Annotated in this window: 19 protein-coding genes; 4 read left to right on the top strand and 15 right to left on the bottom strand. The window is 60.4% G+C overall.

Going from position 1 to position 20,953, the window contains the following annotated elements; all coding sequences use genetic code 11:
• Window positions 1-2 precede the first annotated feature (2 nt).
• From NMB39_RS01605 to NMB39_RS01565, 9 genes are all read right to left on the bottom strand, one after another.
• Window positions 3-530: a hypothetical protein gene (locus tag NMB39_RS01605; RefSeq protein ID WP_057022966.1), complete on the bottom strand. Its 528-nt coding sequence runs from the start codon at window positions 528-530 to the stop codon at window positions 3-5.
• A gap of 377 nt (window positions 531-907) precedes the next feature.
• Complete coding sequence (locus NMB39_RS01600; protein WP_494339672.1) at window positions 908-1,483, bottom strand: hypothetical protein; 576 nt, start codon at window positions 1,481-1,483, stop codon at window positions 908-910.
• Window positions 1,484-1,573: 90 nt separating this feature from the next.
• Complete coding sequence (locus tag NMB39_RS01595) at window positions 1,574-2,131, bottom strand: hypothetical protein (protein ID WP_057022807.1); 558 nt, start codon at window positions 2,129-2,131, stop codon at window positions 1,574-1,576.
• Between the two features lie 112 nt (window positions 2,132-2,243).
• Window positions 2,244-3,380, bottom strand: coding sequence for a TIGR03364 family FAD-dependent oxidoreductase (locus NMB39_RS01590; RefSeq protein WP_494339673.1), 1,137 nt, complete (start codon window positions 3,378-3,380; stop codon window positions 2,244-2,246).
• 125 nt (window positions 3,381-3,505) lie between these two features.
• A complete protein-coding gene (locus tag NMB39_RS01585; protein WP_057022805.1) occupies window positions 3,506-4,528 on the bottom strand; it encodes a putative 2-aminoethylphosphonate ABC transporter substrate-binding protein in 1,023 nt (340 codons plus the stop codon).
• A 22-nt stretch (window positions 4,529-4,550) separates the two neighbouring features.
• Complete coding sequence (locus tag NMB39_RS01580; RefSeq protein WP_494339674.1) at window positions 4,551-6,263, bottom strand: putative 2-aminoethylphosphonate ABC transporter permease subunit; 1,713 nt, start codon at window positions 6,261-6,263, stop codon at window positions 4,551-4,553.
• Window position 6,264: 1 nt separating this feature from the next.
• A complete protein-coding gene (locus NMB39_RS01575) occupies window positions 6,265-7,329 on the bottom strand; it encodes a putative 2-aminoethylphosphonate ABC transporter ATP-binding protein (RefSeq protein WP_057022803.1) in 1,065 nt (354 codons plus the stop codon).
• A 247-nt stretch (window positions 7,330-7,576) separates the two neighbouring features.
• A complete protein-coding gene (locus NMB39_RS01570) occupies window positions 7,577-8,440 on the bottom strand; it encodes a LysR family transcriptional regulator (protein WP_367235641.1) in 864 nt (287 codons plus the stop codon).
• Window positions 8,441-8,456: 16 nt separating this feature from the next.
• Complete coding sequence (locus NMB39_RS01565) at window positions 8,457-10,757, bottom strand: heavy metal translocating P-type ATPase (protein WP_057022801.1); 2,301 nt, start codon at window positions 10,755-10,757, stop codon at window positions 8,457-8,459.
• Window positions 10,758-10,842: 85 nt separating this feature from the next.
• On the opposite strand from NMB39_RS01565, the gene cadR reads away from it, so the two are divergent.
• On the top strand, window positions 10,843-11,283 hold the full coding sequence (gene cadR / locus NMB39_RS01560; protein ID WP_057022800.1) for a Cd(II)/Pb(II)-responsive transcriptional regulator: 441 nt from the start codon (window positions 10,843-10,845) through the stop codon (window positions 11,281-11,283).
• 110 nt (window positions 11,284-11,393) lie between these two features.
• Here the strand turns inward: cadR and NMB39_RS01555 are convergent, their stop codons facing one another.
• Entirely contained in the window at window positions 11,394-12,227 is an 834-nt protein-coding gene (locus tag NMB39_RS01555; protein WP_057022799.1) for a thymidylate synthase, read from the bottom strand.
• 57 nt (window positions 12,228-12,284) lie between these two features.
• Entirely contained in the window at window positions 12,285-13,097 is an 813-nt protein-coding gene (lgt, locus tag NMB39_RS01550) for a prolipoprotein diacylglyceryl transferase (RefSeq protein ID WP_057022798.1), read from the bottom strand.
• 217 nt (window positions 13,098-13,314) lie between these two features.
• Here lgt and NMB39_RS01545 point away from each other — a divergent pair, with 217 nt between their 5' ends.
• Window positions 13,315-14,061, top strand: coding sequence for an NRDE family protein (locus NMB39_RS01545; RefSeq protein ID WP_494339675.1), 747 nt, complete (start codon window positions 13,315-13,317; stop codon window positions 14,059-14,061).
• A gap of 124 nt (window positions 14,062-14,185) precedes the next feature.
• On the opposite strand, the gene ptsP is transcribed toward NMB39_RS01545, so the two are convergent.
• Window positions 14,186-16,465: a phosphoenolpyruvate--protein phosphotransferase gene (gene ptsP, locus NMB39_RS01540; protein WP_046069979.1), complete on the bottom strand. Its 2,280-nt coding sequence runs from the start codon at window positions 16,463-16,465 to the stop codon at window positions 14,186-14,188.
• A gap of 22 nt (window positions 16,466-16,487) precedes the next feature.
• Window positions 16,488-16,967, bottom strand: coding sequence for an RNA pyrophosphohydrolase (locus NMB39_RS01535; protein WP_003176750.1), 480 nt, complete (start codon window positions 16,965-16,967; stop codon window positions 16,488-16,490).
• Window positions 16,968-17,110: 143 nt separating this feature from the next.
• Here NMB39_RS01535 and NMB39_RS01530 point away from each other — a divergent pair, with 143 nt between their 5' ends.
• Window positions 17,111-17,767: a histidinol-phosphatase gene (locus tag NMB39_RS01530; RefSeq protein WP_306956638.1), complete on the top strand. Its 657-nt coding sequence runs from the start codon at window positions 17,111-17,113 to the stop codon at window positions 17,765-17,767.
• A gap of 113 nt (window positions 17,768-17,880) precedes the next feature.
• Here NMB39_RS01530 and NMB39_RS01525 read toward each other — a convergent pair whose 3' ends face one another.
• Both NMB39_RS01525 and ilvA read right to left on the bottom strand, forming a co-directional pair.
• Complete coding sequence (locus NMB39_RS01525) at window positions 17,881-18,294, bottom strand: DUF2269 family protein (RefSeq protein WP_494339676.1); 414 nt, start codon at window positions 18,292-18,294, stop codon at window positions 17,881-17,883.
• 41 nt (window positions 18,295-18,335) lie between these two features.
• Window positions 18,336-19,850 (bottom strand): threonine ammonia-lyase, biosynthetic, encoded by a 1,515-nt coding sequence (gene ilvA, locus NMB39_RS01520; RefSeq protein WP_046069981.1) that lies wholly within the window; start codon window positions 19,848-19,850, stop codon window positions 18,336-18,338.
• A 138-nt stretch (window positions 19,851-19,988) separates the two neighbouring features.
• Here ilvA and rpiA point away from each other — a divergent pair, with 138 nt between their 5' ends.
• A complete protein-coding gene (gene rpiA / locus NMB39_RS01515; protein ID WP_032878877.1) occupies window positions 19,989-20,660 on the top strand; it encodes a ribose-5-phosphate isomerase RpiA in 672 nt (223 codons plus the stop codon).
• The last annotated feature ends 293 nt before the right edge of the window (window positions 20,661-20,953 follow it).

Genomic DNA, 20,953 nt, shown 5'->3' with positions numbered 1-20,953 from the left:
GATCAGTGCCAGTTGAATCGCAGGTACAACTTGCTCAAGGCATGGATAGTTTGTTGGTCCACGGTATCGAACAGTTCGAATTGATCGTCAGGCGCGAGAGGGTCCAAACCACCATCGCAATCCTGGTCGCCAGCCGTGCTGCTATACACCAGCTTGTCCTTGCCACCCGAACTGCTGCGCTGGAAAAAGTCCGAGCGCACTTCCCGCGGCGTGCCAAGCTCGTCATAGCGGCTCACGTAAAAGTTCAAAGAGCGCCCGGCACCCTCGCCCCTATTGAACCAGCTGAGTTTCAATGCCTCATTGGCAAAAGTCTTCAGTAACCGCCGATCCCTGAGCGTCGATGCTCCATTGAAATCGATATCCCCAGTCGACTGAAAATCCACCGCCCCGTCAGCCGTGGCGTCAAAAGCCACGGCTTGATGCATAAGCTCATCGGGTAAATCCGGATCCCTTTGAAAAAAGTACAGCTTAACGGTGTCTGCCCGGTCATTTTCAGTACGGTCTTGCACGATCACTTTCACATAACGCATCGGTATTGCCTCATTAGAAATATCAGGGACCAACATAGTGATGCCCCGCGTTTCTTTATAGGTGATACCGACGCCACACCCCGTAAGAAACCACGACATAACAACCTTCGCGACTTACTGCACCGGGCAAGACTCCTCATACCATTTGAAGGCAAGAAAAACATTGCACAGATGACGAACCAACTCCTGGCCACTTCGGTCGACTACGCCATTTCGATCGATATAGGAAAAACTGCGATCCTGGGCGGTAACTTTTAAATAGCGCATGGAATGTCTCACATAAAGAACAGGGCCATACGCTAGTTCAAGCTTCCTCTAACCGCTAGAGCGTGGCATCCGCCATGACGGTAGGAAACAGCGACTTGACTGCGCGTCAATCATTGCGCCGGAACATCGATAACCTTGACGTCGAAGGCTTCGGGCGTGTGCCAATTGAATTTCAAGTAGAGTTCGGCCAACTGCTGGACCAGGTGCTTGTCCACATCATCGATAACACCATCCCGGTTGATGTCGGAATGAATGTCCCACTCAAGTTCGCCATTGTTATCAAAATCATAGGCAGCGCTCCAAGAGACCTGAGTGTCCGAACTGAGCAGCCCAGGCCCTTTATGCAAATGCAGGCGCACGGTGTCGGGAGTGCCGTCTTTATAGAAGTCTTCGGAAAAAATCTTCATATAGCGCTTTGTACCAGTCCCGCGATTAACCCAATTGATTTTCAGATAGGCATTGGCAAACCTGTCCAACAGCACCCTGTCCAGGCTGTTTTCCTGACCGTTATTTGTAACGTCTCCCCGGCTATAGTCCACTTTCCCGTCTGAGGTGAAATCATAGGCCACCACCTCATTGAGCAAGCTGTCCTGATTGCATTGCGTACGTTGGTAGAACTGAAGCCGCACCGTATTGGCGCGGCCATCCCCGGTCTGGTCCTGTGCAATAACCTTTAAATAACGCACTTTTTTATTCCTTGTGTGCATAGCACTTGAACGCAATAAAGAGCTTGCACAACACTCTGATTAATACGTTATCCAGTTGAGAAATGTGCATCAACATGCCGCTGACACCGGGTCTGTGTACCATTTAAAGGCAAGGAAACTGCTGCACAGGGAACGGATCAGTTCTTTATCGACCTCATCCACCACACCGTTCTTGTCCACGTCGGTATTGGTAAACCATTCCAATACACCATTACCGTAACCGTCATAAGCGGCGGCCTGAAAAGCCAGGGTAGGTTTGCGCACCGTGCTGCGCCGTTCCAGAAAATTGAGTTTCACGCCATTGGGCGGGCGTTTTTCGTATTCATGGACGGCGACAACCACCAATGTGCGCTTCCAGCTTTCGCCACCGTTAAACCAGTTCAACTTAAGAAAGGCGTTGGCGAATAACGTAAGCAAGTGGCTGTCGATGACCATGCTTTGGCCTTCAACGTCGATGTCTACAACAGTTTGAAGATCCACGTTTTTATCACCGTTCATATCAACAGCGAATGCCTCATGAACCAACTCATCGAACCCGCCGGCACCGCGTTCGTAAAAATGCAGAAAGACGGTATCGGCCTTTCCATTACCGCTTCGGTCCTGGGCAGTGGCTTTTAAGTAGCGCATCGAATGCTCTCATTCGTGGTTGATAGAGGCGTGAGCGTATCGACGTGCGCCATCGCATCTCTAGCCGCCCCTTCCGCGTTGGACGTATGAATTCACGCTGTGGGCCCAGGGTTCATCGCGCCCCTCCCCACAGTGAGCTGATATTTCGCTCGGCCAGCGCCGGCCCTACACTCATACCCACGCCGGTGTGCATCCACGCGGCGCTGACACCGGGTGCCGCCTGCACAAACGAAAACGGACCCGGTCCGCGAGCTCCGTAGACGCCTTGCCAGCGCTCGACCACCTGGATCTTGCACCCCAGGGTGTGCTCGGCCAACTCGATCATCCAGTCATCCACCTGCTCAGCGTTGAAGGGTGACGGATCGCTGCCGTAATGGTGAGAGTCACCGATGATCAGTTCGCCGCGGGGCGTCGGGCTGATCAGCAGGTGGATACCGTGCTCATGCAGGTGCGGCGTTTCGCGCAGGATCTGCGCCTGCACCGCGCAGGCTTCCGGCAGGTCGGCGAAGGCGCCGTAGTGCACGCAGCTCAGGCCGGTGAGCAGGGCGTGTTGCAGCTCCAGGTTAAACATCGGTCGGGCGCGCAGCATTTGCAGGCGACAGGTTTGCAGGTTGAGCTGGGCGATGGATTCGGCCAACAGGGTCTGATAGTCATGGCCGGAGCAGACAATGATCTGCTCGCCGCGAAAGCTGCCTGCGGTGCTGTGCAACTGGCCGGGCTCAACGTCGCGCACCAGGGTAGAGAAGTGAAACTCCACGTTCAGCGCCTGGCTGAGGTAGTGGACCAGCGCCGGGATCGCCTCGCGAGAATACAGTTGCTGGTCGTCCTTGCCGTGCAGCGCAGCGCGGTGATGGCGGAACTGGCCGGCGTAGAGTTCCTTCATCGCATTGCCTTGCAGCAGCTCGACGTTGTAGCCGTGTTCTTGCGCACGATCGCTGCAGAAGGCTTCCAACAGATGCTCTTCGGCTTCGGTGCGGGCGAACAGATATGAACCGTTGCGCTTGAGCTGCAGGCCGGCCACCTGCGCCCACTGTGCCCAGATATCGCGGCTTTCCCGAGCCAGGTCGAGCATCTGGCCCGGCGGCTGGCCGGTGACCAGCGCTTGGCCGAAGTTGCGTACCGAGGCGCCCAGAGGCGTGGCGCTGCGCTCGAACACCTTGACCTTGAGGCCGCGCTTGGCGGCGGCATAAGCGTGGGACAGGCCGAGGATGCCGGCGCCGATGATCAGCAGGTCGCTGTGGTGTGTCATGGAGTGATGTCCTGAATTCGAAGCCGCTATCGCAGGCAAGCCAGCTCCCACATTTTGATGTGTGAATACCTTCAAATGTGAGAGCTGGCTTGCCTGCGAAGGGGCCATAAGCCCTAACGAAAACCTTACTGACCCGCCACCTTCTCCGACTTACCGTCATAGCGCTTGCGCCATTCAGTCAGGATGCTGTCTCGGTTCTTCGACGCCCAGGCAAAGTCGTTCTTGATCAGGCGCTGCTCGTAATCGGCCGGCAACTCGGTCTGCGGCTTGGCGATACCTGGTTGGGCAAGGATGGCGAAGTTGGCCTTATACAGCTCCATCGCCGCTGGGCTGGCGGAGAAGTCAGCGAGTTTTTTCGCGGCGTCGCCGTGGGCGCTGCCTTTGATCACAGCGGTGGCTTCAATCTCCCAGCCCAGGCCCTCTTTCGGCAGGATGATGTCCAACGGGGCACCCTGGCGTTTGAGTTGAATCGCCGGGTACTCGAAGGAAATCCCAATCGGGAACTCACCGGACGCCGCCAGCTTGCATGGCTTGGAGCCGGAGTGAACGTACTGGCCGATGTTCTGGTGCAGATCGTCCATGTATTGCCAGCCTTGCTTCTCGCCGAAGGTCTGCAACCAGGCGCTGACATCCAGGAAGCCGGTGCCGGAGGACGCCGGGTTGGGCATCACGATCTTGCCCTTGTACTCAGGCTTGGTCAGGTCCTGCCAGCTCACCGGCTTGGCCAGGCCCTGCTTTTGGGCTTCGATGGTGTTGAAGCAGATGGTCGCGGCCCATACGTCCATGCCGACCCAGGCCGGCGGGTTGGCGGCGTCGCGGTAGTGTTCGCCGATCTTGTCCAGGTCTTTGGGCGCGTAGTTGTCGAGCATGCCTTGCTGGTCGAGGATCGCCAGGCTGGAGGCGGCCAAACCCCACACCACGTCAGCCTGCGGGCGGTCTTTCTCGGCCAGCAGCTTGGCGGTGATGATGCCGGTGGAGTCGCGTACCCACTTGATTTCGACGTCGGGGTTGGCCTGCTCGAAGGCTTTTTTGTAGGTCTTCAATTGCTCGGCTTCGAGGGCCGTGTACACGGTCAGCTCGGTCTTGGCGAAGGCATTCAGGCTGAATGCCGTGAGTACCGCAGCGACCAGCGCCAGGGGTTTGAACATGGAGCACCTCCTTCAGGTTTGTTTATTGGCCGGGCGCGGTCTGGCGCCAGGCTTGGGAGCGACGCAGCGCGCCACGTGAGGCCCACGCCAACAGCAGCGAGACGCCGCCTGAGGTGAACAGGATCAGGGTCGACATGGCCGCGGCGCCGCCCACATTGCCAGCGTCGTCCATGTTCAGGACGGCGACGGCGGCGAGGATGGTGTCGGGGCTGTAGAGAAAGATCGCGGCGGACACGGTGGTCATCGCCGACACAAACAGGTAGCGCAGGATATCCAGCAGCGCCGGTAGGCAAATCGGTACCGTGACACGCAGATAGTGGCGATACAGCGGTGCCTTGAGGGACAGCGCAGCGGCTTCGAACTCGGCGTCCAATTGGCGCAGGGCGGTGGTGGCGGTCATCTGCGCAGTAGTGAGGTAGTGCGCAATGGTGCACACCACCAGCAATGCCATGCTGCCGTAGAACACATGCAGCGGGTTGCCGTTGAGGTTGAAAAAGAACACGTAGCCCAGGCCCAGCACCAAACCAGGCACGGCCATCGGTACGAAGCTGAGCATGCGCAGCGCCAGGTTCAGGCCCTTCTGGCCCTTGGTCTTTTCCATCAGGTAGGCGCCAGTGAAGATCAGTACGCTGCCGATCAACGCCGTGCACAGCGCCATGGTCAGGCTGTTGCGATAGGCCAGCCAGCCGCCGCCGGCGGTGTCTTCAAACTCGTAGTGATGGAGCGACAGCGACAGGTTGTACGGCCAGAACTTCACCAGCGACGAATACACCGCCATCCCGAACACCAGCAGCAACACCGCGCAAATCAGCAACACGATGGCCAGGTAGCAACCGTCGCGCAGCCGCGATGGCGCGGGCAGAAACACCTGGGCGCGACCGCTCATCGAGTCGCCATGCCGACGGCGCAACCAGGCATCCACGCCGAAGCTGAACAGTGCCGGCAGCAGCAACACCATGCCGATCAACGCGCCGCGCCCGAACTGTTGCTGACCGACCACCGCCTTGTAGGCTTCCAGCGCCAACACCTGGTAATCACCGCCCACCACCACCGGCACACCGAAGTCGGTGATGGTCAGGGTAAACACCAGGCAGAACGCGGCGAACACCGCCTGGCGCGTGGCCGGCCAGGTGATGCTGCGAAACGCCCGGGCCGGGCTGGCGCCCATGCTCGACGCGGCATCGAACAAGCGTGCATCCGCCAGGGACAGCGCCGAGAGCAAGATCATCAAGGCATGGGGAAAGGTGTAGATCACTTCACCGAGCACAATGCCCCAGAAGCCGTAGATATTGTCCGAGAGCAAGCCGCGCAACATGCCCTGGTTGCCGAACAGATAGACCAGGGCAATGCCCGGCAGCATCGATGGCGCCATCAACGGCAGCAACGACAAGCCACGCCAGACAGATTTGCCGGGAATCAACGTGCGTTGCAGGGCGTAGGCAAACAGATAGGCCAGCGGTACGACGATGGCTGCCACGCTGAGGGACACTTTCAGGCTATTGCCCAGCAACCAGTGGAAGTTGGCGCTGGTCAGAAGTTCGCCCGCGGCCACCAGACCACCGCCCTGCCCGGATTCGCTGCTGAAGCCGCGCCAGAAGATAGCCAATAGTGGCAGCAACACCGCCACCACCAAAAGGCCCAGCCAGAGCCATTTGCCGCCGACCACGAAGATACGGTCGCCCCACTCGGCGCGGGACACCTGACGCGGTACCGGCAGTGTCATGACAGCGGCCATCTCAGGCAAACACCTGCAGGCTGCGCGGCGGCAAGGCCACCCAGATATCCTGGGCGCCCAGGCGCGGCATGGCTTCGGGCGCAAGTTCGGCCAACAATGGATGGCCTGGCAACTGTTCCAGTTCAAAGCTCATGCGGCAACGGTTGCCGAGGAAAGTGATCTCGCGGACCTTGGCCGGGAACAGGTTTTCCTCATGCACTGGCGGGTTAACGCTGATGGCTTCCGGCCGGCAAAACAGGCGGCCGGAATTGGCCACGCCCGCATCGTCGGCCAGGCGCATGTTCAGGCCGCCGACTTGGGCATGGCTGGCGCTGTTGCGGCTGAACGGCAGCCAATTGCCCTGGCCAACAAACTCGGCCACGAACGGCGTGGCCGGACGGTCGTAGATTTCCTGCGGCGTGGCGTACTGCTCGACCTTGCCGTTGTTCATCACGGCAATGCGGTCGGCCATCAACATGGCTTCATCCTGGTTGTGGGTCACCATCAAGGTGGTGATGCCCAGGCGCCGTTGCAGTTGGCGCAGCTCAGTGCACAGATGCTCGCGCACACGGGCATCGAGGGCTGACATCGGTTCATCCAGCAGCAATAGCGACGGGGCCGGCGCCAATGCACGGGCCAGGGCGACGCGCTGTTGTTGGCCGCCGGAGAGTTGACCGGGGTATTTCTTTTCGCTGCCGAGCAGGCCGACCAGCTCGAGCATCTGCCCGACGCGCTTGCGTACTTCATCACGGCCGCTGCCGGTGAGGCCATAGCCGATGTTCGCTTCCACGCTGAGATTGGGGAACAGCGCATAGGACTGAAACAGGATGCCGTAGTCCCGCGCCTGGGGCGGCAGTAGGGAAACGTCACGCTCGCCCAGATAAAGCTCGCCGCTGTCCTGGCGCTCCAGGCCGGCGATGCAGCGCAGCAGGGTGGTTTTGCCACAGCCGGAGGGGCCGAGCAGGCACACCAGCTCGCCGGCGGCGACGTCCAAAGACACGTTGTCCAGCGCGGTGAAGGCACCAAAGCGTTTCTGGATCCCGCGCACCTTCATGGGCGCGCCGGGTTGGGTCAGGGCTGTGTTCATGCAAGGCACCTCATCAAACGGATGAAGGCCATGCTAGGCAGGCAATGCGTAGCTGATGTGGCAGAAAGGCAAAATGGGGTGATAGTGGTATTGGTGGATTTGTGTAGGACTCACAGAGATGAGTTGCCTGGACTACCGCTATCGGGAGCAAGCCCCCTCCCACAGTTGACCGGGTTCCAACATGAGAATGCGGTCAAAATGTGGGAGGGGGCTTGCTCCCGATTGGCCCTCAAGCCAGCCACAGAACTTAAATTGGCGACATTTCCTGAGCCAGGCCAAGGAATGCCGCCGGCAGCCGTGCACCTTTACGCTCTTTGAGGCAATACAGATACTCCGGAATCTGCGGCGCATTCTCGATGGTCAGCACCCGCAACTGCGGGTCATGGGGCACTTCCTGGCGGGCAATGATGCTGATGCCGATATTGCGCAGCACCGCCTCACGGATCGACTCACGGCTGCCAATCTCCAGCAAAGGCCCATAACCCACGCCGGAGCCCTGCAACATCTCTTCGGTCAGCCGACGGGTGGTGGAGCCCGCCTCACGCATCAGCAGCGTATGCCCGGCCAGTGCGCTCAACGGCACATGATCGAGCTTGGCCAACGGATGATTGCGATGCACCGCCAGCACGAGCGGGTCGGTGCCCAGCACGCGGCGGATCAGGCGCGGGTCTTCCAGCAATTGCGAAGACGCGGCGACATCGACGCGGTAATCATCCAACGCTTCGAGCACCTGCTGGGAGTTGCCGATTTCCACCGATACCTCCACTTGCGGCAGGCGCTCGCGAAAGGCTTTGACCAGATCGAGAATGTAATACGGTGCCGTCGCGGCAATACGCAGTGCGCCCTGGACCTGGCCGTTGTTGCGCAGGAAAAACTCGATATCCGCTTCCTGCTGCAACAGCGTCTTGACCATCGGCAGCAGCCGCGCACCTTCGTCACTGACGGTGAGGCGACGGCCGCCGCGATAGAACAGCTCAACGCCGTACTGGCTTTCCAGGTTACGAATCTGGGTAGTCACTGTGGGCTGGCTCAGGCCGAGTTTTTTCGCCGCCTGGGTGATGCTGCCCAGGCGGGCGACCATGAAAAACGCCTTTAACTCAGCACTCAGCACACCACCCTCTCATCCTCTATTTGCGCAACAGGCGCAGGCCGTTGAATACCACCAGCAGGCTTACGCCCATATCGGCGAAGACCGCCATCCACATGGTCGCCATGCCCATGAATGTCACCGCCAGGAAGATCGCCTTGATCACCAGCGCCAGGGCGATGTTCTGCTTGAGGATACTCGACGTTTGCCGCGACAACCGAATGAAAGCCGGAATCTTGCGCAAATCGTCGTCCATCAGCGCTACGTCAGCGGTCTCGATGGCCGTGTCAGTGCCCGCCGCGGCCATGGCAAAGCCGATCTCGGCCCGCGCCAGGGCCGGGGCGTCGTTGATACCGTCGCCGACCATGCCCACCCGATGGCCTTGACCGTAAAGGGTTTCGATAGCTTGCAGCTTGTCGGTGGGCAGCAAGTCGCCCTGGGCCTGGTCGATGCCGACCTGACTGGCAATCGCCTGGGCGGTGTGAGTGTTGTCACCGGTGAGCATCAGGGTCTTGATGCCCAAGTCATGCAGTTGCTGGATAGCTTCGCGACTGCTGTCCTTGACGGTGTCGGCCACGGCAAACAGCGCCAGCGGGCCGGATTTGTCCAGCAGCAGCACCACGGACTTGCCTTGTTTTTCCAGGGCGAAGAGTTTTTCTTCCAGGGCCGGGGAGCACAGGCCGAGGTCTTCCACCAGACGGTGGTTACCCAGGTGATAGGTCTGGCCGTTGATATCTCCGCGCACGCCGCGCCCGGCCAGGGCCTCGAAGTTAGCCACAGCATGAATCGTCAGGTTTTTATCCACCGCCGCATTGGCTATCGCCAGGGACACCGGGTGGTCGGAACGCCCGGCCAAACTGGCGGCCAGCGCCGGAGCGCTGTCTTCGAGGTTGGGGAACAGCGGCAGGTAATCGGTTTGCACCGGCTTGCCATGGGTAATGGTGCCGGTCTTGTCGAGGGCCAGGTAGTCGAGTTTGTAGCCCCCTTCCAGGTACACGCCGCCCTTGATCAGGATGCCTTTGCGCGCCGCCGCGGCCAGGCCGCTGACGATGGTTACCGGCGTGGAGATCACCAATGCGCAGGGGCATGCCACCACCAGCAGCACCAGGGCGCGGTAGATCCAGTCAAACCACACGCCAGCCATGAACAACGGCGGAATCACCGCCACGCCCAGGGCAAACAGGAAAACTGCCGGGGTGTAGACCTTCGAGAAACTATCAACAAACCGCTGGGTCGGCGCCCGTGCGCCTTGGGCCTGCTCTACCGCGTGGATGATCCGCGCCAGGGTCGAGTTGTTGGCCGCCGCAGTGACTTGGTACTCCAGGGAACCGGCCTGGTTGATGGTGCCGGCGAAGACTTTATCGCCGATGGTCTTTTCAATCGGCAGGCTTTCCCCGGTGATCGGTGCCTGATCGATGGTGGATTGACCGGCAGTGACCTCGCCGTCCAGGCCGATACGCTCGCCGGGCTTTACCCGAACGATCGCACCAAGCTCAATACTTTTAACCTCTTGTTCCATCCATGAGCCGTCGGCCTGTTTTACCGTGGCCTGTTCCGGCGTCATCTGCATCAGGCCGCTGATGGCATTGCGCGCCCGGTCCAGGGACTTGGCCTCGATCAACTCGGCCACGGTGAACAGGAACATCACCATCGCCGCTTCCGGCCACTGGCCAATCAGGATGGCGCCGGTCACCGCGATGCTCATCAGCGCGTTGATGTTCAGGTTGAGGTTTTTCAGGGCAATCCAGCCCTTTTTGTAGGTGGTGAGGCCGCCGCTGAGGATCGACACCAGCGCCACCAGCGCGATCACCCAGGTCGGGGCTACACCGGTGAAATGCAGCACTTCGGCGCCCAAGGCACCCACACCAGATACCGCCAATGGCCACCAATGTTTCTTGGCGGGCGGTGCGGCGGCAGGGCTGCCTTCTTCGATAGGGTCGGCCTGCATGCCGATGGACTTGATCGCATCAATGATCGGCGCTGTGCTCGGCAGGTCATGGGTGACGCCGAGGATGCGGTTGATCAGATTGAATTCCAGCTGCTGCACACCGGCGAGCTTGCCCAGTTTGTTCTGGATCAGCGTCTGCTCGGTGGGGCAGTCCATGGCTTCGATGCGGAAGGTGCTCAGCCGCGAGCCGGCGGTGGGCGCTTCGCTCAGGGTCACCACGGCAGGCCCGGCAGCGCCGGAGCAGCATGAGCCCGCGTGGCCGTGGTTATCCACAGGCGTCAGCTTTGCGGGGCCATGATCATGGTTGTGATCGTGACCGTGGTCGTGCTTATGGTCATGAGCATGGTCGTGATCGTGATCGTGCTTGTGCGGGGTGTGAATGGAGTGGCTCATCAGGTTGCGTCCGTAAAGGTGCCTGTTGCCAAGTAAAGACCCTGTAGCCACTATAGGGTCAAGCACCCATGTGGAGATTGCTGCGATGAAGATCGGCGAACTGGCCAAACTCACCGACTGCCCGGTGGAAACCATCCGTTATTACGAGAAGGAAAACCTGCTGCCGCCGCCGGCGCGCACCGAGGGCAACTACCGGGTCTATACCCAGGCACACACCGAGCGGCTCACCTTTATCCGCAATTGCCGCAGCCTCGACATGACCCTCGAAGAAATTCGCAGCCTGCTGGGGCTGCGCGACAGTCCCCAGGACCAGTGCGAAAGCGTGAATGCGTTGATCGACGAGCATATCCACCACGTGAAAGCGCGGATCGATGGGTTGCTGGCCTTGCAGGAGCAATTGCTGGACCTGCGCCAACGTTGCGGCGGTGGGGAACAGTGCGGGATTCTGCAGCAGCTGGAAGTCAGCGGAGGGATTGCGGCCAGCGAGGCCGAGCCTTCGCATGTGGGCAGAAGCCACGGCCATTGAACCTAAGTGAACACGATTAAAATGTGGGAGGGGGCTTGCTCCCGATAGCAGTGGCTGATACACCGCCATCGGGAGCAAGCCCCCTCCCACAGTTCTGACCGAGGCAGGCTTTAAATAGCCACGTCTGCCTTGATGCTTGGATCCGCGTCATAGCCCACGATCTCGAAGTCTTCGAATTTGTAGTCGTAGATCGAGGCAGGTTTACGCTTGATCACCAGTTCCGGCAGTTTTTTCGGCGTGCGCGCCAACTGGGTCCGGATCTGTTCCATGTGGTTACTGTAGGCGTGGGTGTCGCCGGTGGTGACGATGATCTCGTGGGGGATCAGGTCGCACTGCTGGGCCAGCATGTGGGTCAGCAACGCCAGCGCGGCGGTGTTGTATGGCAGGCCCAGGAACACGTCGGAGCTGCGGATATACAGCTGCATCGACAGATGACCGTCATGCACGAACGCCTGGTACAGCAGGTGACACGGCGGCAGGGCTTGCTTGCCGTTGCGCGCGTTTTCCTGGGGGCTCTTGGTTTCGTCCGGCAGGTATTCGACGTTCCAGCCGTGGAACAGGATGCGGCGGCTGTTGGGGTTGGTCTTGAGCGTGTGCACCATGTAGTCGATCTGGTTGATCGTGCCGCCGTCCTTGGTCGGCCAGGCGGTCCACTGCTCGCCATACACAGGGCCCAGGTCACCGTCCTCGGTGGCCCATTCGTCCCAGATACGCACGCCGTTTTCGTTCAGCCATTTGATGTTGGTGTTGCCGCTCAACATCCAGATCAGCTCGTTGGCAATGCTTTTGAAGTGAAGCTTCTTGGTGGTCAGCAGCGGGAAGCCGTCAGCCAGGTTATGCCGATACTGACGGGCGAACACGGCCTTGGTGCCGGTGCCGGTGCGGTCGCCCTTGGTCAGGCCATTGGTCACGACGTCGTGCAGCAGTTCGAGATATTGCTTCATGTGGTTACCCGTATCGTTGAAGCCGCGGCCCTTCAAGCAAGGGCCGCGGCATTCGAATTAAAGCGCGGCGTTCTTCAGCGACTGCGGGCGATTGTACGCCCACCAGAGCATGCCCAGGCCCGCGAGGATCATCGGCAGGCTGAGGACCTGACCCATGGTCAGCCAGCCCCACGCCAGGTAACCCAACTGCGCATCCGGTACCCGTACGAATTCGACGATAAAGCGGAAGATCCCGTAGAACAGCGCGAACATGCCCGACACAGCCATGGTCGGGCGTGGCTTGCGCGAGAAAATGTAAAGGATAAGGAACAGTGCCACACCTTCCAACGCGAACTGGTAGAGCTGCGACGGGTGGCGCGGCAGTTGCGCCGGGTCGCTGAACGGCGGGAATACCATGGCCCACGGCACATCGGTCGGCTTGCCCCACAACTCGGCGTTGATGAAGTTACCGATGCGCCCGGCGCCCAGGCCGATCGGCACAAACGGTGCGACGAAGTCCATCAGCTGGAAGAACGACTTGCCATTACGGCGACCGAACCACCAGGCGGCGATCATCACGCCGATAAACCCGCCATGGAAGGCCATGCCACCTTTCCACACTTCGAAGATCAGCGTCGGATTGGCGATATAGGCCGACAAATCGTAGAACAGCACATACCCCAGGCGTCCGCCGACGATCACCCCCATCGACATCCAGAACACCATGTCGGAGAGCTTCTCCTTGGTCCAGGTCGGGTCGAACCGGTTCAGGCGCCGGGAAGCCAGCAGCCAGGCACCGCCGATGCCGATCAGGTACATCAGCCCGTACCAGTGGATTTTCAGCGGACCGATGGCCAGGGCCACCGGGTCGATCTGCGGGTAAGGCAGCATTGCGACTCCTCGTTAAAACATTTAGTCATGACGCACCGGACCATGCCGAGGTGCGATTAAGCCTGCGTTACAGCGCCGATATCAAATTAAGAAGTTCACATACACACCAAACAGCCCGGCATGTTAACGGATGGAAGGTGCGCGGCCCAACTTCGTTGCGATGGAACGCTCGCGGTTCTGTGGGTAGAGTTGAGAAAAACACACAAGGGATCTCCCAATGTGCCTGATTGTTTTCGCCTGGCGACCGGGCCATGCCCAACCGCTGATCGTCGCGGCCAACCGCGATGAGTTCTACGCCCGCCCCAGCCTGCCGCTGGCCCAATGGCCGGATGCGCCACAGATCTATGCCGGCCGCGATCAGGAAGCCGGTGGCACCTGGCTTGGAGTCAACGCTGATGGGCGCTTTGCTGCGTTGACCAATATTCGCGACCCGCACCAGCCACCGGCGCGCAAGTCCCGTGGTGAATTGGTTGCGCGTTTTCTCAGCGGTTCGCTGCCCATTGACGATTATTTAGCCGACGTTAACGGACGCTCGATTGAATATGCCGGGTTTAACCTGTTGGTTGGCACGCGGGATGAGCTGTGGCATTACAACGCCAATGACACCCAGCCCACATTGCTGGCGCCGGGGATCTATGGGCTATCCAATGCCGGGCTGGATACGCCGTGGCCGAAGCTGGTCAAGGCCAAGGCGGCGTTGAGCGCAGTGCTGGAGAATCCGCAGCCGGAGGCGTTACTGGAGATTCTGAGCGATCCGCAGACGGCGCCATTTGCTGACCTCCCCGATACCGGTGTGGGGTTGGCTACTGAGAGTCTGCTGTCGAGTGTGTTTATCGCCAGCCCCAGTTATGGGACACGGGCGAGTACGGCGCTGATTGTGAATGCCGATGGAAGGCGAAAGATGGTGGAGCGTAGTTTTGGGCCGCACGGCGGACGGCTCGGCGAAGTCGAACTCAATTTCTAACTACACTACAAACCAATGTGGGAGGGGGCTTGCTCCCGATAGCGGTGGGTCAGTACCAGATATTCTGGCTGACACCCTGCAATCGGGAGCGAGCCCCCTCCCACATTTTGTTCAGTGCCAGCCTTTAGAGAGTTTTCGCCGAAGCCGGGTTGATCATCCGGGTCAGCCCCAGGTTCTTCAGCGCCAATTGCAGCGAGCTGTGGATAACTTGCGGATTGTCGATGGTCATCAACTCGGCGAGTAAATCCTTGGCCATGCCCAATTCAACCTGGCGCAGCATCCACTTCACTTTCGGCAAGTTGGTGGCGTTCATCGACAGGCTGTCAAAGCCCATTGCCATCAACAGCACCGCCGCCGCCGGATCGCCGGCCATCTCGCCGCAGATGCTCACCGGCTTGCCCTCGGCATGGGCGTCGCGCACCACGTGTTGCAGAGCTTGCAGCACCGCCGGGTGCAGGTAGTCGTAGAGGTCGGCCACCCGTGGGTTGTTACGGTCCACGGCCAGCAGGTACTGGGTCAGGTCGTTGGAGCCCACCGAGAGGAAGTCCACCTGCCGCGCCAGCTCCTTGGCCTGGTACACCGCCGCGGGGATCTCGATCATCACGCCAATCGGCGGCATCGGCACGTCGGCGCCTTCATCACGCACTTCGCCCCAGGCCCGGTGGATCAGGTGCAGGGCCTCTTCCAGCTCATGGGTGCCGGAGATCATCGGCAGCAGGATACGCAGGTTGTTCAAACCCTCGCTGGCCTTGAGCATGGCGCGGGTCTGGACGAGGAAGATTTCAGGATGGTCGAGGGTGACGCGGATGCCACGCCAGCCAAGGAAGGGGTTGTCTTCCTTGATCGGGAAATACGACAGTGACTTGTCGCCGCCAATGTCCAGGCTGCGCATCGTCACCGGCAGCGGGTGGAAGGCCTGAAGTTGCTCGCGATAAATCGCCAGCTGCTCCTTCTCACTCGGAAAACGCTGGTTGATCATGAACGGCACTTCGGTGCGATACAGCCCTACTCCTTCGGCGCCACGTTGCTGGGCACGTGCTACATCCGCCAGCAGGCCGGTGTTGACCAGCAGCGGTACACGGTGGCCGTCGAGGGTGACGCACGGCAGCTCGCGCAACGAGTCGAGGCCCTGTGCCAGTTGCTTCTCTTCTTCCACCACTTCGGCGTATTGCTTGCGCAGCACATCGCTGGGGTTGGTAAACACCTCACCGCGATGCCCGTCGACGATCATGTCGATGCCGTCGACCTTGGAATACGGCAGGTCCACCAGGCCCATCACCGTCGGAATGCCCATGGCCCGGGCCAGGATCGCGACGTGGGAGTTACCCGAGCCCAGTACCGAGACCAGGCCCACCAGCTTGCCCTCAGGCACTTCACCGAGCTGGGTGGCCGTCAATTCTTCACTGACCAGGATGGTGTTGTCGGGGAAGACCATGTTGGTGCTGCGGTCTTCCTGCAGGTATGCCAACAAACGGCGGCCGAGGTCGCGCACATCCGAAGCCCGCTCGCGCAGGTAGGCGTCGTCCATCATTTCGAAGCGGTTGACGTGGTCGGTGACCACCTGGCGCAACGCGCCCTGGGCCCACTGGCCGGTCTTGATCACGGTCTTGACTTCGTTACCCAGGGACGCGTCGTCGAGCATCATCTGGTACACGTCGAACAGCGCACGCTCTTCGGGGCGCAGCTGGGTGGCCAGCTTGTTCGACAGGTTGCGCATGTCGGCGCGCACGCCTTCGAGGGCAGTTTTGAACAGTTTGATTTCAGCGTCGATGTCATCGACGCTCTTGTCCGGCACCACGTCGAGGTCGGCCGGCGGCAGCATGACCACCGCCTTGCCCACCGCAGCCCCAGGCGAGCCCGGTACGCCGACGAACTTGGCTTCCTGGATGCCCTTGCCCTGGCGCCCCAGGCCGCGAATCGAACCGGTGGCCTCGGCGTGGGCGATAACCCCGGCGAGTTGCGCGCTCATGGTCACGAGGAAGGCTTCTTCACCTTCGTCGAACTGGCGGCGTTCTTTTTGCTGGATGACCAACACGCCGACTACGCGGCGGTGGTGGATGATCGGCGCGCCGAGGAACGAGGCGTAGCGCTCTTCGCCGGTTTCGGCAAAGTAGCGATAACGCGGGTGGTCGGCCGCATGTTCGAGGTTCAGGGGTTCTTCACGCGTCCCCACCAGGCCCACCAGACCTTCATTGGGCGCCATGCTGACCTTGCCGATGGAGCGCTTGTTCAAGCCCTCCGTGGCCATCAGCACAAAACGGTTGGTCTCTGGGTCCAGCAGGTAAACCGAGCAGACCTGGCTGCCCATGGCTTCCTTGACGCGCAACACAATAATCCCCAACGCCGCCTTGAGATCCTTGGCGGAGTTAACTTCCTGGACGATCTTGCGCAGCGTATTGAGCATGGCTCGGGGTCGAACTCCGTCGTCAGTCGCGCGCTAAAAGGCGCGGGGCAAGCTCTTTGAGAGCGCGACGATAAACCTCGCGCTTGAATGTCACCACCTGGCCCAACGGGTACCAATAGCTGACCCAGCGCCAGCCATCGAACTCCGGTTTACCGGTCAAATCCATCCGCACCCGCTGCTCATTGGAGATCAGGCGCAGAAGAAACCATTTTTGCTTCTGGCCGATGCACAGCGGTTGGCTGTGGGTACGCACCAGGCGTTGCGGCAAACGATAACGCAACCAGCCACGGGTACAGGCCAGAATCTGTACATCTTCACGCTCAAGGCCGACTTCTTCGTTCAACTCACGGTACAAGGCGTCTTCAGGGGTTTCGTCGGGGTTGATTCCACCTTGAGGAAACTGCCAGGCATCTTGGTTGATTCGGCGAGCCCATAGCACCTGTCCGGCATCATTCGTAAGAATAATCCCGACATTAGGACGGAAACCATCGGGGTCGATCACGGCAACAACCTCGCAAACGCATGTCGCCGCATTGTTCCACAAAGGTTGTTCCAGCGGCAACGAGGCTTCTTACCTTATGTGCACTCTTGTGAAAAGACCGTATTCTGGACGCCTTTTTACAGACTTTTCAGCGAGTAATTGCAATGCGCCTGGCTTTATTCGACTTGGACAACACGCTCCTGGGTGGTGACAGCGATCACGCCTGGGGTGATTACCTGTGTGAGCGCGGGTTTCTCGACCCGATCGCCTACAAGGCCCGCAACGATGCGTTCTACCAGGACTACCTGGCCGGCACGCTGGATAATGCCGCCTACCTGAACTTTTGCCTGGAAATCCTCGGCCGCACCGAAATGGCCCAGTTGGACGAATGGCACAACGACTATATGCGCGACTGCATCGAGCCGATCATGCTGCCCAAGGCGGTGGAACTGCTGGCCAAACACCGCGCCGCGGGCGACAAGCTGGTAATCATCACCGCCACCAACCGTTTCGTCACTGCGCCAATTGCCGCACGGCTGGGCGTCGAGTCCCTGATCGCCACCGAATGCGAAATGCTGGACGGCCGCTATACCGGGCGCAGTACCGATGTGCCGTGCTTTCGCGAAGGCAAGGTAACGCGCCTGAACCGTTGGCTGGAGGAGACCGGGTACAGCCTGGAAGACAGCTATTTCTATAGCGATTCGATGAATGACTTGCCGTTGCTGGAGCAGGTGACGCATCCGGTGGCGGTGGATCCGGATCCGAATTTGCGCGCTGAAGCCCAGAAGCGCGGTTGGCCGGTGATTACGCTGCGTAGCTGATGACCCTATCGGGGGCAAGCTCCCGCCCACACTTGACCGAGTTCCAACATGAGAATGTGGTCAAAAATGTGGGAGGGGGCTTGCCCCCGATGCAGTCGACGCGGTCTAAAGCCCTAAACCGGCTTGGCGCCCATGAGCCCCGCAATCGCCACAAACCCCACCAGACTGACCACCGCCAGCACCAGGGTGAAATTCAGGCTACCGCCCTCGCCTTTGCGCAGGCGATTAAGCCGCGCCACCAGCCAGAACCAGGCCAGCGCCGCTACGGTGTAGAGGATGCTGGAACCCAGGATCCAGGTTTGCCCCAACGGCCAGCCGAGCAGGTGCACCAGCCACCAGCCGGTGAACGGCATGCTGATCAGGCAAATGCCCATCAACAGCCAGACGAACGCCCACGGGCGTTGCACAGTAACAGCAGGGCCCGCGCCGCGCTTACGCCAGGCCAATACGGCCAGGCCGAGGCCACTGAGCAGCAGCAACACGGTGGCGGTGATGTGGATAACCTTGAGGGTGGTCAGCGTTTCCATGGTCTCGATTCCTTTAAAGGCCGCTCAGTCAGCGTAGTCGCTCAACCGAGGAACAACTGGTAGGCCGGGTTTTCGCTTTCATCCCAGTACGGATAACCGATTTCAGCCAGGGCCGCCGGCACCAGGTGACGCTCATCCGCCGGCACTTGCAGCCCGGCAACTACTCGGCCGTCGGCCGCGCCGTGGTTGCGGTAATGGAACATCGAGATGTTCCAGCGCCCGCCCAACTTGTTAAGAAAGTTGAACAATGCCCCCGGCCGCTCCGGGAATTCGAAGCGAAACACCAACTCGTCGCTGACTTTGGCCGCGTGCCCGCCGACCATATGGCGAATGTGCAACTTGGCCAGTTCGTTTTCGGTCAGGTCCAGCACCGGGAAACCCTGGCTGGTCAGGCTGGCGATCAGCGCGCTGCGTGGATCGTTTTCGGGGTGGGTCTGTACGCCGACGAAGATGTGCGCCTCGCTGCCGGTGTGGTAACGGTAGTTGAATTCGGTGATCTGGCGTTTGCCCACGGCCTCGCAGAACGCCTTGAAGCTGCCCGGCTGCTCGGGGATGGTCACGGCGATAATCGCTTCGCGGCCTTCGCCCAGCTCCGCACGCTCGGCCACGTGGCGCAGGCGGTCGAAGTTGACGTTGGCGCCAGAGTCGATGGCAACGAAGGTCTGGCCGCTGACGCCACGGGTCTCGACGTACTTTTTGATCCCGGCCACGCCCAACGCGCCTGCCGGCTCAGTGATAGAGCGAGTGTCGTCGTAGATATCCTTGATCGCCGCGCAGATTTCATCGGTGCTGACGGTGATCACTTCATCGACATAGTCCTTGCAGATGTCGAAGGTGTGCTGGCCGATCTGCGCCACCGCCACGCCATCGGCGAAGATCCCGACGGTGGGCAACACCACGCGCTCGCCCGCGGCCATGGCGGCTTGCAGGCAGTTGGAGTCGTCCGGCTCGACGCCAATGATCTTGATCTCCGGGCGCAGGTATTTCACGTACGCGGCGATGCCGGCGATCAGCCCGCCGCCGCCCACCGGTACGAAAATCGCGTCCAGGGGCCCCGGGTGCTGGCGCAGGATTTCCATCGCCACGGTGCCCTGCCCGGCAATGGTGTGCGGATCATCGTAGGGGTGAATGTAGACGTAGCCCTTTTCATCGACCAGCTTGAGCGAGTAGGCCAGCGCTTCCGGGAAAGAATCGCCGTGCAACACCACTTTGCCGCCACGGGAGCGCACGCCTTCGACCTTGATCTCCGGGGTAGTCTTGGGCATCACGATAGTGGCCTTGACCCCCAACACCTTGGCCGCCAGGGCCAGGCCCTGGGCATGGTTGCCCGCCGAAGCCGTGACCACGCCGCGGGCACGTTCTTCGCTGCTTAATTGGGTCAGCTTGTTATAAGCGCCGCGAATCTTGAACGAGAACACCGGCTGCAAGTCTTCGCGCTTGAGCCAAATCTTGTTGCCCAGCCGCTCGGAGAGCTGGCGGGCAGTCTGCAAGGGAGTTTCCACGGCAACGTCATAAACGCGCGAGGTGAGGATCTTTTTGACGTAGTGTTCAAGCATCGGCAGGCATCTACTTCACGGGTTGGGCAGGGCCAGGGAGTCTAACCCGGCTTTTGGCCGGGCGACCACACGAATCCCGAGGTTTTGTTGGGTTATACTCGCCGCCCTCGATAATTCCCCGCCCGTTCCGGAGCCCGCATGACCCAGGATCAACTCAAACAGGCAGTGGCCCAGGCCGCTGTCGATTTAATCCTTCCTAAGCTCGACGACAAGAGCATCGTCGGTGTCGGCACCGGTTCCACCGCCAACTGCTTTATCGACGCACTGGCCCAACACAAGGGCGCGTTCGACGGCGCAGTCGCCAGCTCCGAAGCCACCGCTGCACGTCTTAAAGGCCATGGCATTCCGGTGTACGAGCTCAACACCGTGAGCGACCTGGAGTTCTACGTCGACGGCGCCGATGAAAGCGACGAACACCTGAACCTGATCAAGGGCGGCGGCGCAGCCCTGACCCGCGAAAAGATCGTCGCAGCCGTAGCCAAGACCTTCATCTGCATCGCCGATGCCAGCAAACTGGTGCCGGTGCTCGGCGCATTCCCGTTGCCGGTGGAAGTCATCCCCATGGCCCGCAGCCATGTGGCCCGCGAGCTGGTGAAGTTGGGCGGCGACCCGGTGTACCGCGAAGGGGTGTTGACCGACAACGGCAACATCATCATCGATGTGTTCAATATGCAGATCACCAACCCCGTTGAGCTGGAGACGCAGATCAACGCAATCGTGGGCGTGGTCACCAACGGCCTGTTCGCGGCGCGCCCGGCCGATGTGTTGCTGCTGGGCACCCCGGAAGGCGTGAAAACCCTCAAGGCTTAACAACTGTGGGAGGGGGCTTGCTCCCGATGGCAGTGTGTCAGGCAGCTAATCTGTAGCTGACACTCCGCTATCGGGAGCAAGCCCCCTCCCACATTTGAGAGCCCTCGCTGTAACAAAAACGCTACCTTTCGCAGCACTCCTCGCCAAAACCGTGCGCTCTGTCACGGCATCCCCTGCCCCGCCTGGTATCCAATCCGTTACAAATTACAGCCACGCGACCCACGCGTTTAACAATGCGCCAATTTGCAGCCGCCCACGGAATGAGGCGCGCATTGTGCAAAGGGTCTGGGCTT

This window comes from Pseudomonas sp. FBCC-B545, from assembly GCF_059134095.1.
The sequence above is the reverse complement of the archived record's forward strand: the minus strand, read 5'-3'. Positions and strand labels throughout refer to the sequence as shown.

Coding starts and splice junctions, on each gene's coding strand:
- NMB39_RS01605 (WP_057022966.1), bottom strand. CDS start 530: ATGCGTTATGTGAAAGTGATCGTGCAAGACCGTACTGAAAATGACCGG.
- NMB39_RS01595 (WP_057022807.1), bottom strand. CDS start 2,131: ATGCGCTACTTAAAAGCCACTGCCCAGGACCGAAGCGGTAATGGAAAG.
- NMB39_RS01590 (WP_494339673.1), bottom strand. CDS start 3,380: ATGACACACCACAGCGACCTGCTGATCATCGGCGCCGGCATCCTCGGC.
- NMB39_RS01585 (WP_057022805.1), bottom strand. CDS start 4,528: ATGTTCAAACCCCTGGCGCTGGTCGCTGCGGTACTCACGGCATTCAGC.
- NMB39_RS01580 (WP_494339674.1), bottom strand. CDS start 6,263: ATGGCCGCTGTCATGACACTGCCGGTACCGCGTCAGGTGTCCCGCGCC.
- NMB39_RS01575 (WP_057022803.1), bottom strand. CDS start 7,329: ATGAACACAGCCCTGACCCAACCCGGCGCGCCCATGAAGGTGCGCGGG.
- NMB39_RS01565 (WP_057022801.1), bottom strand. CDS start 10,757: ATGAGCCACTCCATTCACACCCCGCACAAGCACGATCACGATCACGAC.
- cadR (WP_057022800.1), top strand. CDS start 10,843: ATGAAGATCGGCGAACTGGCCAAACTCACCGACTGCCCGGTGGAAACC.
- NMB39_RS01555 (WP_057022799.1), bottom strand. CDS start 12,227: ATGAAGCAATATCTCGAACTGCTGCACGACGTCGTGACCAATGGCCTG.
- lgt (WP_057022798.1), bottom strand. CDS start 13,097: ATGCTGCCTTACCCGCAGATCGACCCGGTGGCCCTGGCCATCGGTCCG.
- NMB39_RS01545 (WP_494339675.1), top strand. CDS start 13,315: ATGTGCCTGATTGTTTTCGCCTGGCGACCGGGCCATGCCCAACCGCTG.
- ptsP (WP_046069979.1), bottom strand. CDS start 16,465: ATGCTCAATACGCTGCGCAAGATCGTCCAGGAAGTTAACTCCGCCAAG.
- NMB39_RS01530 (WP_306956638.1), top strand. CDS start 17,111: ATGCGCCTGGCTTTATTCGACTTGGACAACACGCTCCTGGGTGGTGAC.
- NMB39_RS01525 (WP_494339676.1), bottom strand. CDS start 18,294: ATGGAAACGCTGACCACCCTCAAGGTTATCCACATCACCGCCACCGTG.
- ilvA (WP_046069981.1), bottom strand. CDS start 19,850: ATGCTTGAACACTACGTCAAAAAGATCCTCACCTCGCGCGTTTATGAC.
- rpiA (WP_032878877.1), top strand. CDS start 19,989: ATGACCCAGGATCAACTCAAACAGGCAGTGGCCCAGGCCGCTGTCGAT.